12 protein-coding genes are annotated in these 14,091 nt (G+C 56.5%); 9 read left to right on the top strand and 3 right to left on the bottom strand.

What is annotated here, in order from left to right; all coding sequences use genetic code 11:
• The first annotated feature begins 65 nt into the window (after positions 1–65).
• Together LQ945_RS07610 and LQ945_RS07605 are read left to right on the top strand one after the other, a co-directional pair.
• A complete protein-coding gene (locus LQ945_RS07610) occupies positions 66–1,976 on the top strand; it encodes an NAD(P)-binding protein (RefSeq protein WP_262241818.1) in 1,911 nt (636 codons plus the stop codon).
• Entirely contained in the window at positions 1,973–3,160 is a 1,188-nt protein-coding gene (locus LQ945_RS07605; protein WP_270102630.1) for a c-type cytochrome, read from the top strand. The genes LQ945_RS07610 and LQ945_RS07605 overlap by 4 nt, the downstream gene beginning before the upstream one ends.
• Before the next feature lie 37 nt (positions 3,161–3,197).
• On the opposite strand, the gene hmpA is transcribed toward LQ945_RS07605, so the two are convergent.
• A complete protein-coding gene (gene hmpA, locus LQ945_RS07600) occupies positions 3,198–4,388 on the bottom strand; it encodes an NO-inducible flavohemoprotein (protein ID WP_270102629.1) in 1,191 nt (396 codons plus the stop codon).
• Positions 4,389–4,761: 373 nt separating this feature from the next.
• Here hmpA and glyA point away from each other — a divergent pair, with 373 nt between their 5' ends.
• Positions 4,762–6,015, top strand: a complete 1,254-nt coding sequence (gene glyA / locus LQ945_RS07595; protein WP_044554563.1) for a serine hydroxymethyltransferase — start codon at positions 4,762–4,764, stop codon at positions 6,013–6,015.
• Positions 6,016–6,170: 155 nt separating this feature from the next.
• Positions 6,171–7,322, top strand: coding sequence for a 3-phenylpropionate MFS transporter (locus LQ945_RS07590; RefSeq protein WP_182824022.1), 1,152 nt, complete (start codon positions 6,171–6,173; stop codon positions 7,320–7,322).
• Here the strand turns inward: LQ945_RS07590 and csiE are convergent.
• Positions 7,319–8,584: a stationary phase inducible protein CsiE gene (csiE, locus tag LQ945_RS07585; protein ID WP_270102628.1), complete on the bottom strand. Its 1,266-nt coding sequence runs from the start codon at positions 8,582–8,584 to the stop codon at positions 7,319–7,321. The two genes, LQ945_RS07590 and csiE, sit on opposite strands and share 4 nt — an antisense overlap.
• A 144-nt stretch (positions 8,585–8,728) precedes the next feature.
• On the opposite strand from csiE, the gene LQ945_RS07580 reads away from it, so the two are divergent.
• Entirely contained in the window at positions 8,729–9,397 is a 669-nt protein-coding gene (locus LQ945_RS07580; protein WP_270102627.1) for a DUF1007 family protein, read from the top strand.
• Positions 9,388–10,410: a nickel/cobalt transporter gene (locus tag LQ945_RS07575; RefSeq protein ID WP_270102626.1), complete on the top strand. Its 1,023-nt coding sequence runs from the start codon at positions 9,388–9,390 to the stop codon at positions 10,408–10,410. The genes LQ945_RS07580 and LQ945_RS07575 overlap by 10 nt, the downstream gene beginning before the upstream one ends.
• 60 nt (positions 10,411–10,470) lie before the next feature.
• Here the strand turns inward: LQ945_RS07575 and suhB are convergent, their stop codons facing one another.
• On the bottom strand, positions 10,471–11,274 hold the full coding sequence (gene suhB / locus LQ945_RS07570) for an inositol-1-monophosphatase (RefSeq protein ID WP_012146337.1): 804 nt from the start codon (positions 11,272–11,274) through the stop codon (positions 10,471–10,473).
• Positions 11,275–11,393: 119 nt separating this feature from the next.
• On the opposite strand from suhB, the gene trmJ reads away from it, so the two are divergent.
• The 3 genes from trmJ (at position 11,394) to LQ945_RS07555 (ending at position 14,088) form a co-directional block, all read left to right on the top strand.
• Positions 11,394–12,128, top strand: coding sequence for a tRNA (cytosine(32)/uridine(32)-2'-O)-methyltransferase TrmJ (gene trmJ / locus LQ945_RS07565; protein WP_020828167.1), 735 nt, complete (start codon positions 11,394–11,396; stop codon positions 12,126–12,128).
• 195 nt (positions 12,129–12,323) lie between these two features.
• Positions 12,324–12,818 (top strand): Fe-S cluster assembly transcriptional regulator IscR, encoded by a 495-nt coding sequence (iscR, locus tag LQ945_RS07560; RefSeq protein WP_020828166.1) that lies wholly within the window; start codon positions 12,324–12,326, stop codon positions 12,816–12,818.
• Between the two features lie 55 nt (positions 12,819–12,873).
• Entirely contained in the window at positions 12,874–14,088 is a 1,215-nt protein-coding gene (locus tag LQ945_RS07555) for an IscS subfamily cysteine desulfurase (RefSeq protein WP_044554568.1), read from the top strand.
• Positions 14,089–14,091: the final 3 nt, after the last annotated feature.

The following is a 14,091-nucleotide window of genomic DNA, read 5'->3' as shown; positions in this document are numbered from 1 at the left end:
AATAACGCGGCCTTCAGACCGGCCCCGCCGGTCTGATGATAATAAAAACTGAAAGGAAGCCAATTATGGGCATCACCAGACGCGATTTTCTTAATGGAGTGGCGATCACCATCGCTGCCGGGCTGACGCCGATGCAGATCCTGCGGGCATCGCCGCAAACCGCCAATCAAACCCTTTACTATCCGCCTACGCTGACAGGGCTCCGGGGCAACCACCCCGGTTCCTTTGAACATGCCCACCAATTGGGGCGTGACGGCAGGGCCTTCGATTTTGCCGCCGTACCGGCGACGGAAGAGTTTGATCTGGTGGTGGTCGGTGCCGGGATCAGCGGGCTGGCGGCAGCTTGCTTCTGGCAGCAAATGAAGGGGACGCAGCAGCGTATTCTGCTGATCGACAATCATGATGATTTTGGCGGCCACGCCAAACGCAATGAATTCAGCAGTGAGAACGGGACGATCCTCGGCTATGGCGGCAGCGAGTCGTTGCAGTCGCCGCGTTCCAACTTTAGCCCGGTGGCGATGGGCCTGCTGAAGAAGCTGGGCGTCAGCATCGACAACCTGGAAAAGGCTTTTGACACCACCTTTTACCCCAATCTGAACCTGAGTCGCGGCGTCTATTTCGACCGCAAGAACTTTGGCGTCGACAAAGTGGTGAGCGGCGACCCTGGGCGTATGGTGGCAGATGATATTCCGCACGACCGCCTCAATGGCCGCTCCTATGAAGCCTTTATCGGCGATTTCCCGCTGCCGGAAAGTGACCGCCAGGCGCTGATTGCACTGCATACGGTGGACAAAGACTACCTGCCGGAAATGAGCCAGGAGCAGAAAAGCGAGTGGCTCGACAAGCACAGCTATACCGAATTCCTGCGTGAAAAGGTGGGCCTGAGCGAAATGGCCATTCGCTATTTTCAGCAGACCACCAGTGACTTCCAGGCGGTGGGGATTGACGCGACCTCGTGCAGCGACGCCCGCATTTGTGACCTGCCGGGCCTGAACGGCATGAATTTACCGCCGCTGGATGAAGAGTCGCAGGCGGATCTCGACGATCCTTACGTGTTCCACTTCCCGGACGGCAACGCCACCCTGACGCGTTTGATGGTACGTCATCTGATCCCGGCCGTTTCACCGGGCGGGAAAGACATGAATGACATCGTTCTGGCCAAGTTTGATTACAGCCAGCTCGACCGGGCAGAGTCGCCGGTAAAACTGCGATTAAACAGCACCGGACTGCACGCAGCCAACGTCGGTGATAAGGTCGAAGTGACCTACATGACCGGGGAGAAGATGACCAAGGTGCGCGCCGGCCAGGTGGTGATGGCCGGGTATAACATGATGATCCCTTACCTGGTGCCGGAGATGTCGGCCGAACAGCAAGAGGCGCTGAAGCAGAACGTGAAGTCGCCGCTGGTGTACAGCAAAGTGGTGATCCGCAACTGGCAGCCGTTTATCAAGCTGGGCGTGCACGAAGTTTACTCCCCAACCGCCCCTTATTGCCGCGTGAAGCTGGATTATCCGGTGAGCATGGGCGGCTATCAGCATCCCCGCGATCCTGACCAGCCGATTGGCCTGCATATGGTGTACGTGCCGACGTTGGCAGGCAGCGGACTCAGCCCGCGTGAACAGTCTCGCAAAGGCCGCGCCCTGCTGCTGGGGACACCGTTTGAAGTGCATGAGCAGATGATCCGCGAACAATTGCAGGGCATGCTGGGGTCGGCCGGGTTCGATCACCAGCGTGATATTGAAGCCATTACCGTTAACCGCTGGTCGCACGGTTACTCCTATTTCCTCAACGGCTTGTTTGACGACGAGGATGAAGCAAAGAAAATCATTGAGACGGCGCGCCAGCCGATCGGCAAAATCGTGATTGCCAACTCGGATTCAGACTGGAGCCCGTATGCCAACTCGGCGATCGACCAGGCATGGCGCGCGGTCAATGAGCTGGCCTATGGCAAGGTTGCCGCGAAGGAGGGAGCATGAGAATGCGTTCACTGTATTTGCTGACCTTACTGGCGGCAGGCGGTTCGGCCCAGGCGATGTCGGCCGGGGAATACGTGGCCAAGGCCGGTGACTGTACCGCCTGCCATACCTCGCCAGGCGGCGCATTGTTTGCCGGCGGCATGAAGTTCCCGACGCCGCTGGGCAATATTTACGCCACCAATATCACGCCAGACCAACAGCATGGCATCGGTGCTTATTCTTTTGACGAGTTTGACCGCGCCATGCGTCAGGGGATCGCCAAAGATGGCCACCGGCTTTATCCGGCGATGCCGTATACCTCTTACGCCAAAATGAATGCGGAAGATATGCGCGCGCTGTATGACTACCTGATGAACGAAGTGCCGGCGCAGAATACCGCCAACCGCGCCAGTGACATCAGTTGGCCGTTGTCGATGCGCTGGCCGCTGGCGGTATGGAATCAACTGTTCCATGACGATACGCCTTACCAGCCGAACCACAACCAGAGCGCAGAGTGGAATCGCGGCGCCTATTTGGTTCAGGGGGCGGGGCACTGCGGCAGTTGCCATACGCCGCGTGGCTGGGCGATGCAGGAAAAAGGTCTGGACAGCAAAGAGCCGGCCTTCCTGAGCGGCGCCGAGCTGGACGGTTGGTACGCTTCCGGGTTACGCGGAATGAAACAGGACGAAGTGGTTGCCCTGTTGAAAACCGGGCGCAGCCAACATGCGGCGGTTTCCGGGCCGATGAGCGAAGTGGTGAGCCACAGTACGCAGTATCTTACCGAGGACGATCTGAACGCTATTGCCACCTATTTGCACAGTCTGGCGGCGGAACAACCTGCGGCGCAGAAAGTGACGCCGCTGGCCGCCGACCATCAGCAGGCGGGGCAGCGCAGCTATGCGATGTACTGCTCAACCTGTCATGGCAATAAGGGCGAGGGCAGCGACAACATCATTCCTGCGTTGGCGGGCAACACGACGGTGACGGCAGAAAATCCGATCACTGCGCTGCGCGTGGTGCTGGAAGGTGCACACACGCCAATCACCCAACACGCCACCGCGATCGCCATGCCGGGCTATGCCTGGGCACTGGATGACCAGCAGGCAGCCGATTTGATGAGCTATCTAAGAGGCAGTTGGGGGAATCAGGCGGCACCGGTGACGGCGCAGCAGGTGCAGGAGACGCGCAAGCTGGCGGAAAAATAACATCAGGGCGCGGCATCACAGGCCGCGCCCTTTTCAATTACATCACCTTGTGTGGGCCGAAGCATTCGTAGTGGATACGATCGGCACTGACGCCCATCTCCAGCAGCTGTTTGCCTACGTGCTGCATAAAGGGTACCGGTCCGCAGAAGTAGTAATGCATCTGCGGGGTGCTGAGCGTTTCGCGCAGGGCGCTGAGATCCATCAGGCCACGGCTCTGGTAGTCTCGGCCTTCAACATCATTAGCATTCGGTTGGTTGTACCACACGTGGCGGCTCAGGTTTGCCATGCGCCCGGCGATGTCCGCCACTTCATCGGCAAAGGCGTGAACGCTGCCGTTTTCCGCCGCGTGCAGCCAGTGCACGTCTGCCTGATGCCGGTTATCGTGCAGGGTATTGAGCATGCCGAGCATGGGCGTTTGGCCAACGCCGGCGGAGATCAACGCCACTGGAGTATCCGGCTTGGCTTCGAGGAAGAAATCCCCGTGCGGCGGAGCAAGGTAAATCACGTCGCCTTCTTTGGCCTGCTGATGCAGGAAGTTCGAAACCTTACCCTGATCTTCACGCTTCACCGCAATGCGATAGTATTCGCCGTTCGGGGAGGTGGTCAGCGAGTATTGGCGAATCTCCTGGTTCTCCATGCTGTCGTGCTTGATATACACCGCCAGGTATTGCCCCGGTTTGAAGTCGATGACCCGGCCACCGTCAACCGGCGCCAGCACGAAGCTGCAAATCACCTCGCTTTGCGGCTGCTTTTTGACGATGCGGAAAGCGCGCAGATCGCGCCAGCCGCCGTCGGCGCTTTCGCTGGCCTGATAAATCTGGCCTTCACGCTGGATAAACACGTCTGCCAGTACGCCGTAGGCTTTGCCCCAGGCGTCCAGCACTTCCTGGCCCGGACTGAACATTTCGTCGAGGGTTGCCAGCAAATGGCCACCGACAATCTGATATTGATCAGGCTGAATATTCAGGCTGGTGTGCTTTTGGGCAATACGTTCTACCGCCGGCAGCAACGCCGCCAGATTTTCGATATTCGCGGCATAAGCGCAGATCGCGTCGAACAGCGCCTGACGCTGATCGCCATTGCGCTGATTGTTCATATTGAACACGTCTTTTAATTCGGGATTGTGCTCGAACATACGATCGTAGAAATGTGCGGTCAGCTTCGGCCCGGTAGCGGCCAGCAGGGGAATGGTAGATTTTACGGTGGCGATGGTTTGGCTATCCAGCATGGTAGCGCTCCTTGGTCGATCATTATTGGAATAATGTAATGATGCATTTTAAATGCATCTTTAAGTTTAAGCGCATCCTAACGGTTTCTGTGGTGGCTGTAAATACCCCTGTTTTTGTTGCGGGGTCGGCGAGCGGCGATCCCGCTCACAGAACATGAAAAAACCGCATTCTCAGCATGAGTAAAAGTCCGTTGCCGAATCGGGGGATTTATCGGATCAAAGCCTTGCCGCGCCTAATGCCAATCGTTTGCGTAAAAACCTCTGTCAAGGCCTATCCTCAGTGGGGGGAAACAGTTTACACTGTGCCCCAGAACCCAAACGGGTAGTTATTTGGTGATTTTTTAGTTAGCCGATTTAAGTCAGGAGAAGCCGGATGTTAAAGCGTGAAATGAACATTGCTGATTACGATGCCGAACTGTGGCGTGCAATGGAGCAAGAAGTGGTGCGTCAGGAAGAGCACATTGAGCTGATTGCGTCTGAGAACTACACCAGCCCGCGCGTGATGCAGGCTCAGGGTTCCCAGCTGACCAACAAATACGCTGAAGGTTATCCGGGCAAGCGTTATTACGGCGGCTGCGAATACGTGGATATCGTTGAGCAACTGGCTATCGACCGTGCCAAAGAGCTGTTCGGTGCCGATTACGCCAACGTACAGCCGCACTCCGGCTCCCAGGCTAACTTCGCCGTTTACACCGCGCTGCTGCAGCCGGGCGACACCATTTTGGGGATGAACCTGGCGCACGGCGGCCACCTGACCCACGGTTCACCGGTTAACCTGTCCGGCAAGCTGTATAACGTGGTGCCTTACGGCATCGACGAAAAGGGCCAAATCGATTACGAAGACCTGGCCAAGCAGGCGCAAACCCACAAGCCAAAAATGATCATCGGCGGCTTCTCTGCCTTCTCCGGTATCGTTGACTGGGCAAAAATGCGTGAAATCGCCGACAGCATCGGCGCTTACCTGTTCGTCGATATGGCGCACGTGGCGGGCCTGATCGCCGCCGGTGTTTATCCGAACCCGGTTCCACACGCTCACATCGTGACCACCACCACCCACAAAACCCTGGCGGGTCCGCGCGGCGGCCTGATCCTGGCGAAAGGCGGTGATGAAGATCTGTACAAGAAGCTGAACTCCGCCGTGTTCCCGGGCGGCCAGGGCGGCCCGCTGATGCACGTGATTGCCGGTAAAGCGGTAGCGCTGAAAGAAGCGATGGAGCCTGAGTTCAAGATCTACCAGCAGCAAGTGGCCGATAACGCCAAAGCGATGGTGGAAGTGTTCCTGGAACGCGGCTACAAAGTGGTTTCCGGTGGTACCCATAACCACCTGTTCCTGTTGGATCTGGTTGACAAGAATCTGACCGGTAAAGAAGCTGACGCCGCCCTGGGCCGCGCCAACATCACCGTGAACAAAAACAGCGTGCCAAACGATCCTAAGAGCCCGTTCGTCACCTCTGGCGTGCGTATCGGTACTCCGGCAGTGACTCGCCGTGGTTTCAAAGAAGCTGAAGTGCGTGAGCTGGCCGGCTGGATCTGCGACGTGTTGGACAACATCAACGATGAAGCCACCATCGAACGCACCAAGAAGAAAGTGTTGGATATCTGCGCCCGCCTGCCGGTTTACGCCTAATTCCGCTTTCTGTTTAAAAACCCGCTTCGGCGGGTTTTTTTATGCTTGTGGTCGGTAAACTGTGAACTGTCTTGCACTCTATGGACTCGCTCCTGAATGTACATTGCTAGCCAGTGTGAGCTCTGTCAAAGTATTGCCTTCACACCGGAGGGATCATGGTTCTGCAATCAACACGTTGGCTCGCTCTCAGTTATTTCACCTACTTCTTTTCTTACGGCATCTTCTTACCCTTTTGGGGCGTTTGGTTAAAAGGCGAGGGCATACCGCCTGAAACCATCGGTATTCTGCTCGGCGCAGGGTTGGTTGCGCGTTTCCTCGGAAGTTTGCTGATTGCTCCCCGGGTTAAGGATCCCTCTCATTTGGTGACGGCTTTGCGGCTGCTGGCATTGCTGACGCTGGCTTTTGCCATCGGGTTCTGTTTCGGTAACGGCTGGGGCTGGCTGATGTTGGTGATTGCCGGTTTCAACCTGTTCTTTTCGCCGCTGGTGCCGCTGACCGACGCGCTGGCCGCGACCTGGCAAAAACAGATCACCATGGATTACGGTCGGGTCAGACTGTGGGGCTCGCTGGCGTTTGTCATCGGTTCGGCGCTGACCGGACAGATGGTGTCTGTTTGGGGCCATAACGCGATCCTTTACAGCCTGATCATCAGTATTTTGGCGATGCTGTTGGGCATGATGCTGAAACCGAGCGTGATGCCACAGGGGGAAGCGCGCAGCCACAGCGAAGCCGACCGCTCATTGCGTGAGATGCTAAAGGAAGGGCCGGTCTGGCGTTTCCTGCTGTGCGTTACGCTGCTGCAAGGCGCGCACGCCGGCTATTACAGCTTTGGTTCGATCTATTGGCAGGAAGCGGGCTATTCGGCTTCGACCATTGGCTACCTGTGGTCGCTTGGCGTGGTGGCGGAAGTGATCATTTTCGCCAGCAGTAATTTCCTGTTCCGACGTTGGAATGCGCGCAATCTGCTGCTGCTTTCCGCTTGCTGTGGCGTACTGCGCTGGAGCCTGATGGCGAGCAGTACCGAACTGGGATGGCTGCTGGTGATCCAAATTTTGCATTGCGGCACCTTCACCGTTTGCCATCTGGCGGCGATGCGTTTTATCGCCGCGCGCAAAGGGCCGGAAGTGATCCGGCTGCAGGCGGTCTACTCGGCGCTGGCGATGGGGGGCGGGATTGCGATTATGACGGTGATTGCCGGCTTCCTGTTCGAGTATCTGCAGGGCGGGGTGTTCTGGGTGATGGCCGCGGTGGCTCTGCCGGCGCTGTTTATTCGCCCGCCGGCGGTGGCGGTCAGCGGCAGCCGTTAAGCGGTTTCCAGCAGCGCACGGATGGCTTTGCGCTGCTGGCGTTCCAACGGTAACACGGTATAAATCAGCGGCGGCTGCGGTTCATTGTATTGTGCGGCATAGGGGGTGATCACCAGCGTGACCCCCTGCGGTGCGCCGGATCGCAGATAGTCGCGCAGCGGCAGGTATTTGATGTTCAACGGCAGCAGCGTTAATTCGCGGATTTGATACTCCACTTCCTCTTCCAACTGCGGGTTGTCCAGCGTCAGCAATAGCACCTGCTTTTCCTGCAGCGCATTGCCTTGCATCAGCCAGGCCCCAAAACTGATGGCGACCAATCCCGCTTCTTCGCTGGAAAAATGAATGTCGTACTCCTGCTCCAACGGCGCCAGCGCCTCTTGTGCGGTACGCATCAGCCGCGGGTACTTGCGCTCGACCTCTTCCAGCAGCTGGTTATCGATACCAATCTCAAAGCGACAGCGCTCCACCGCCGGCGCCAGATGGGCAAATAATTGACTGATCAAATCCTCTTTGCTGCTGAACGTCATGCCAGAGATCTGTTGGAATCGTTCGACCATATTTTCAATTGCCGCCATCAGCCTCAGGTCTTCCGCCGAGTCGTTACTGTGGTAGCTGTGATTTTTCAGCATGGTGAACATCAGTACCAGAAAGTCGCTTTCGCTGGCCTCGGGTGACAGGGCAAAGAGCCGATTCAGCGAGTGATGCAGCCTGCCGGCCGCCTGGCATTCCGGCTTCTGACGCAGCCAGTCGCGCTGAATCGGGCTGAAAGTGGGGTGCCGCCGACGCTGACCTTCCCAGGCGCAGTAGCGCAGGTAGTGCTGCAGAAACTGACGATCGCGTCGATCGAAACTGCGCTCGAGCAACGCTTCGCATTCGCCGATGCACTGCTCCAACTCTGGCGTCAGCTCTGCACCTCGCCCCAGCGCATGCTGTAACCACTGGGAAAAGTGACGCTCGACAAACTCCGGGCTGCAGCGCAGGGTTCGTCGCAGCCAGTGGATCAGGCAGAGGCGTTGGTTGAGCGCGCTGCCTCTGATCCGGTAGCCTTCGTCGGGGTTGCCGTCAATTTCCAGGTGATGGAAACGCTGGATTTCAGTGGCAACCTCGGCTATATCTTGCCGGGTGATGAGGGGGGCGACGCCATTAATTTGGCTGATAGTCTCCAGTTGTACTGCGGGCACCGGCGCGTACAGCATCAATAACAGATGGCAGCGTCGCTGTTGACCGGAGAGCTCAGGCACGGGGGAGGTGTCCAGGCTCATATCACCTTCTGGCGGGTAACGTTTAAATTATGAATAAGCATAGCAAAAGGCGATGCGCGGCGCGGCGACGGCACCCGGTTTTACTTCGGCTTACAACTTTCGTCACAATTATTGGCTGTAATGGCGATGGTTTAAGTTTGGTTGATGTTACTTTATAACAATAATGAGTATCGTTTGATGATGAAGTTACGACTTATTCTGGCCGGTTTTTTGACGCTTTTTAGCGCCGGTGCTGTCGCTCACCCACACAGCTTTATTGATATGAACACCACTTTCGTGGCTAAGGATCAACAGCTGATTGGCTTGAAAATGGTTTGGGTTATGGACGAAATTACCTCGGCGGATCTGCTCTACGATGCGGAAAATGCCAAAGACGACTCGGAAGTGTGGAAGAAGTTGGCGGCGCAGGTGATGGCCAACGTGCTTGGCCAACACTATTTCACCGACGTGTACCGCGACGGCAAACGGGTGAAATACCTGAATCTGCCGACGGAATATCGCCTGTCGCGTCAGGGGCATCAGGCGGTGCTGGAGTTTGTGTTGCCGCTGGCCGAGCCGCAGCCGCTGGCGGGCAAGCCGTTTGAAATCGCCACCTACGATCCCACCTACTTTGTTGATATGACTTATAAAGATAAAACGGCGCTGCATTTACCGCCGGAAATGGCCGCTCAATGCAAGTTCAAGCTGATGACGCCAAAACCGAACTCCTCCTTGCAGGCTTATGCGTTATCCCTCGATAAGAACGATTCTCCCGGTGAGGATATGGAACTGGGGCAACAGTTTGCGCAGAGGGTCAGCCTGCAATGTCAGTAAATCTCAGCCAGCCCGCCACGCGTAAACGGCACTGGGTCTTCAGCCTGTGGCCGCTGTTGCTGTTTGCGCTGCTGCTGGCACTGGGTGCCCGGTTGGCGTGGCACTATTGGCCGCAGTTGCTGTTGCAAAGCGTGGTGTGGCAAAAAGGGTTGCATCTGCAGATGGCCGGCCTGTTGCAGCAGGTCAAAGCGGCACCGCAGCAAGCCGGATTGGCTTTGATGCTGTTCAGCCTGAGCTATGGGGTGTTGCATGCGCTCGGCCCCGGCCACGGCAAGGTGGTGATTGCCACCTATCTGGCGACCCACCCGGCGCGGCTGAAAAGCAGCCTGAAACTGACCTTTGCTGCTTCGCTGGTGCAGGGGCTGGTGGCTATCGCCTTGGTAACTCTGATGCTGGTGGTGCTGCAACTGTCATCCCGGCAGTTGCATCAGAGCAGTTTCTGGCTGGAGAAGGGCAGTTTTGTTCTGGTGATGTTGCTCGGCGTGCTGCTCACTTGGCGCGCGTTGAAGCGTTTGTATCACGCGGTGAAAACCCTGCGTCCGCAACCGGCGCTGCGAATCAACAGCCTGCAACCTTTGCCGGCGGATCACGTTCACAGCGAGCATTGTGGCTGTGGTCACCGCCATTTGCCGAGTGATACAGAGCTGCAGGCCGGCAGTGACTGGCGTACGCAGACCGCCATCGTGTTGGCGATGGGCATGCGGCCCTGCTCGGGGGCGATACTGGTGTTGCTGTTTTCCAAGGTGATTGGCGTTTTCGCCTGGGGGGTGGTTTCCGCATTGGCGATGGCGCTAGGCACTTCACTGACCATCTCGTTACTGGCCTTACTGGTGCATTACAGCCGCCGATTGGCGGTGCGACTTAGCCGCTCCCGCGCTCCCGCCGCCTGGAGCGCGGTGGCCTGGGGTTCGCTGGCGCTGGCCGGTGGTTTGATCTTGTTGTTTGCCGGGCTGCTGCTGAACGCCAGCGCCCAGCCGGAATTCGGCGGCGGCATTCGGCCTTTTTCCCGCTAACAGGCATAAAAAAAGCGCTGCAATGATTGCAGCGCTTTTTCTTACTTCTACTTCGCGAGATTAACGCTTCAGCGCTTCGCTCAGTTCTTCACGCATGGTGGAAAGCATGGCTTTCACTACGCGTGGGTTACCGGCTACCACGTTGCCGGAGCTGAAGTGGTTGTGGCCGCCAACGAAGTCGGTCACCAGGCCGCCAGATTCGCGCACCAGCAGTTCACCCGCGGCGAAATCCCATGGCTTCAGGCCAATCTCGAAGAAACCGTCCACGCGACCGGCAGCCACGTAGGCCAGATCCAGTGCGGCAGAACCGGTACGACGGAAGTCGGCACATTGGGTAAACAGTTTGCCAACCACGTTGATGTATGGGGTTGCGTGCTGCTTCACCTTGAACGGGAAGCCGGTTGCCAGGATGGTGCCATCCAGGTCTTTGGCGTTGGTGCCGCGCAGACGGTAACCGTTGAGCTGTGCGCCCTGACCGCGGGTAGCGGTGAACAGTTCGTTACGCATTGGATCGTAAACCACAGCCACTTCGGTACGGCCTTTAATGCGCACGGCAATAGAAACTGAGAAGTGTGGGAAACGTTTGATGAAGTTTGATGTGCCATCCAGTGGATCGATCACCCATTGTACGTCTTTATCTTCGCCGACCAATTCGCCGCGTTCTTCGGTAACAATAGTATGTTGCGGATAGGACTTGCGAATGACGTCGATGATCAGATGCTCTGCATCGCGATCGACGTTAGTGACAAAGTCATTGGTCCCTTTTTGACTCGCTTCTACAGCGTCTGGGGTTTCGTAGTTTTTGGCAATCAGGTTACCGGCCTTGCGCGCAGCGCGCACGGCGATCGTCAGCATCGGATGCATGGGTATCTTCCAACTAGGATGTTAAAGAACAGGAAACGGCGCGAAGTATAGCAGGTGTTCGGTAAAATGCCTACGGCTGTGTTAAGATGCTGTGATTTTCCGCTACGCTCAGAGTTTGTATGCTGCATAACATCCGCATTGTTCTGGTAGAAACCTCTCATACCGGCAACATGGGCTCGACCGCCAGAGCCATGAAAACCATGGGGCTAACCAACCTTTATCTGGTTAACCCGCTGATAAAACCCGATTCTCAGGCGATCGCCCTGGCCGCTGGCGCCAGCGATGTGATCGGCAACGCCACTATCGTTGATACCCTCGATGACGCCATTGCCGGCTGTAGCCTGGTGGTGGGCACCAGCGCACGTTCACGCACTTTGCCGTGGCCGATGCTGGAACCCCGTGAATGCGGCGTGCGCGCCGTGCACGAAGGCGAACATGCGCCGGTGGCGTTGGTCTTCGGCCGTGAACGTGTCGGCCTGACCAATGACGAACTGCAAAAGTGTCATTATCACGTCGCCATTCCGGCCAACCCGGATTACAGCTCGCTGAATCTGGCGATGGCGGTGCAGATCCTGGCCTATGAAGTGCGTGTGGCCTATCTCGATCGTCAACAGGCGGGCGTGCCGCCGTTGGAAGAGACACCGTATCCACTGGTGGATGACCTCGAGCGTTTCTATCAGCACCTGGAACAAACGCTGCAAAATAGCGGCTTCATTCGTCCGTCCCATCCGGGGCAGGTGATGAGTCGTTTGCGCCGTTTATTCACCCGCGCACGGCCGGAAGCTCAAGAGCTGAATATTCTGCGCGGCATGCTGACGTCGATAGAGAAACAGGATAAACAGCAAGGTCATTAATTTTAGGGTTGCGTAACGGTTAAAGGTAATAGCATTAGTTATCCAAGGGTTATAACATGTATTTTATATGCATTTTGCATGGCTAAGTACAAAATGTGCTAATACTTGAGTAAATTACTAGGTTAAATAGTTGACTGAATTACTCGGGAATGTCAGACTTTCGGCCATGTTTGACCAACAGGTAACCACTTAGCTATGAGACTGACATCTAAAGGCCGTTATGCCGTAACCGCTATGCTTGACGTGGCATTGCACTCCCAGGAAGGGCCCGTTCCTCTGGCGGATATTTCTGAGCGCCAAGGTATCTCGCTCTCTTATCTGGAACAATTATTCTCCCGTCTGCGTAAAAATGGCCTGGTGGCCAGCGTACGCGGACCGGGCGGTGGTTATCTGCTGGGCAAAGACGCGGGTGAGATTGCCGTTGGTGCAGTTATCACTGCCGTCGATGAATCGGTAGATGCAACCCGTTGCCAGGGTAAAGAAGGCTGTCAGGGTGGCGATCGCTGCCTGACCCATACCCTGTGGCGCGATCTGAGCGAGCGCATCAGCGGGTTCCTGAACAACATTACGCTGGCTGAACTGGTGAACAACCAGGAAGTGCTGGTGGTGGCGGACCGTCAAAACAACGATACCCGTCGCACGGCCAACGGTCGTCCGCAAGAAACTATCAACGTTAATCTGCGCGCATAAGCAGCTGGCGATACTTTTTTTAGTTTTTGGAAGTGATGTACGGAGCACAAGAGCAATGAAATTACCGATTTATCTGGATTACTCAGCAACGACGCCGGTTGATCCGCGCGTCGCTGAGAAAATGATGCAGTTTTTGACTCTGGACGGGACTTTCGGTAACCCGGCTTCCCGTTCCCACCGTTTCGGGTGGCAGGCGGAAGAAGCGGTAGATATCGCCCGTAACCAAATTGCTGAACTGGTTGGCGCTGACCCGCGCGAAATCGTGTTCACTTCCGGAGCAACCGAATCCGACAACCTGGCGATTAAAGGCGCTGCCAATTTCTATCAAAAGAAAGGCAAGCACATCATCACCAGCAAAACCGAACATAAAGCCGTGCTGGACACCTGTCGCCAGCTCGAGCGTGAAGGCTTTGAAGTGACCTACCTGGCACCGCAAAGCAACGGTATCATCAGCCTGCAAGCCCTCGAAGCCGCGATGCGTGAAGACACCATTCTGGTTTCGATCATGCACGTGAACAACGAAATCGGCGTGGTGCAGGATATCGAAGCGATCGGCGAAATGTGCCGCGCGCGCGGTATCATCTACCACGTTGATGCGACCCAGAGCGTGGGCAAACTGCCTATCGACCTGAGCAAGCTGAAGGTCGATCTGATGTCCTTCTCCGGCCACAAGATTTATGGCCCGAAAGGCATCGGTGCGCTGTACGTGCGTCGTAAACCGCGTATCCGTATCGAAGCCCAGATCCACGGCGGCGGTCATGAGCGCGGTATGCGTTCAGGTACGTTGCCAGTGCATCAGATCGCCGGTATGGGTGAAGCCTACCGTATCGCCAAAGAAGAAATGCCGACTGAAATGGCGCGCCTGCGTACGCTGCGTGACCGTCTGTGGAACGGCGTGAAAGATATGGAAGAAGTGTATCTGAACGGCGATCTGGAACACGGCGTTCCTAACATCCTGAATGTCAGCTTCAACTATGTTGAAGGTGAATCGCTGATCATGGCGCTGAAAGACCTTGCCGTATCTTCAGGTTCCGCCTGTACCTCTGCCAGCCTTGAGCCATCTTACGTGCTGCGCGCGTTGGGTATGACCGACGAGTTGGCGCATAGCTCGATCCGTTTCTCCCTGGGGCGTTTCACCACGGAAGAAGAGATCGATTACACCATTCAACTGGTGCGTAAATCCATTGGCCGTCTGCGTGACCTGTCTCCACTGTGGGATATGTTCAAGCAGGGCGTGGATATCAACAGCATCGAATGGGCACATCATTAATTC

Source organism: Serratia liquefaciens (assembly GCF_027594825.1).
In the GTDB taxonomy this organism is placed as follows: domain Bacteria; phylum Pseudomonadota; class Gammaproteobacteria; order Enterobacterales; family Enterobacteriaceae; genus Serratia; species Serratia liquefaciens_A.
Note: the sequence above shows the minus strand (reverse complement) of the source record. Positions and strands in the feature narration are given on the sequence as shown.

Bases quoted from the DNA above. Each gene is read 5' to 3' on its own strand.
- hmpA (WP_270102629.1), bottom strand. From the start codon at position 4,388: ATGCTGGATAGCCAAACCATCGCCACCGTAAAATCTACCATTCCCCTG.
- LQ945_RS07610 (WP_262241818.1), top strand. From the start codon at position 66: ATGGGCATCACCAGACGCGATTTTCTTAATGGAGTGGCGATCACCATC.
- LQ945_RS07575 (WP_270102626.1), top strand. From the start codon at position 9,388: ATGTCAGTAAATCTCAGCCAGCCCGCCACGCGTAAACGGCACTGGGTC.
- glyA (WP_044554563.1), top strand. From the start codon at position 4,762: ATGTTAAAGCGTGAAATGAACATTGCTGATTACGATGCCGAACTGTGG.
- LQ945_RS07605 (WP_270102630.1), top strand. From the start codon at position 1,973: ATGAGAATGCGTTCACTGTATTTGCTGACCTTACTGGCGGCAGGCGGT.
- csiE (WP_270102628.1), bottom strand. From the start codon at position 8,584: ATGAGCCTGGACACCTCCCCCGTGCCTGAGCTCTCCGGTCAACAGCGA.
- suhB (WP_012146337.1), bottom strand. From the start codon at position 11,274: ATGCATCCGATGCTGACGATCGCCGTGCGCGCTGCGCGCAAGGCCGGT.
- LQ945_RS07580 (WP_270102627.1), top strand. From the start codon at position 8,729: ATGTTACTTTATAACAATAATGAGTATCGTTTGATGATGAAGTTACGA.
- LQ945_RS07555 (WP_044554568.1), top strand. From the start codon at position 12,874: ATGAAATTACCGATTTATCTGGATTACTCAGCAACGACGCCGGTTGAT.
- trmJ (WP_020828167.1), top strand. From the start codon at position 11,394: ATGCTGCATAACATCCGCATTGTTCTGGTAGAAACCTCTCATACCGGC.
- iscR (WP_020828166.1), top strand. From the start codon at position 12,324: ATGAGACTGACATCTAAAGGCCGTTATGCCGTAACCGCTATGCTTGAC.
- LQ945_RS07590 (WP_182824022.1), top strand. From the start codon at position 6,171: ATGGTTCTGCAATCAACACGTTGGCTCGCTCTCAGTTATTTCACCTAC.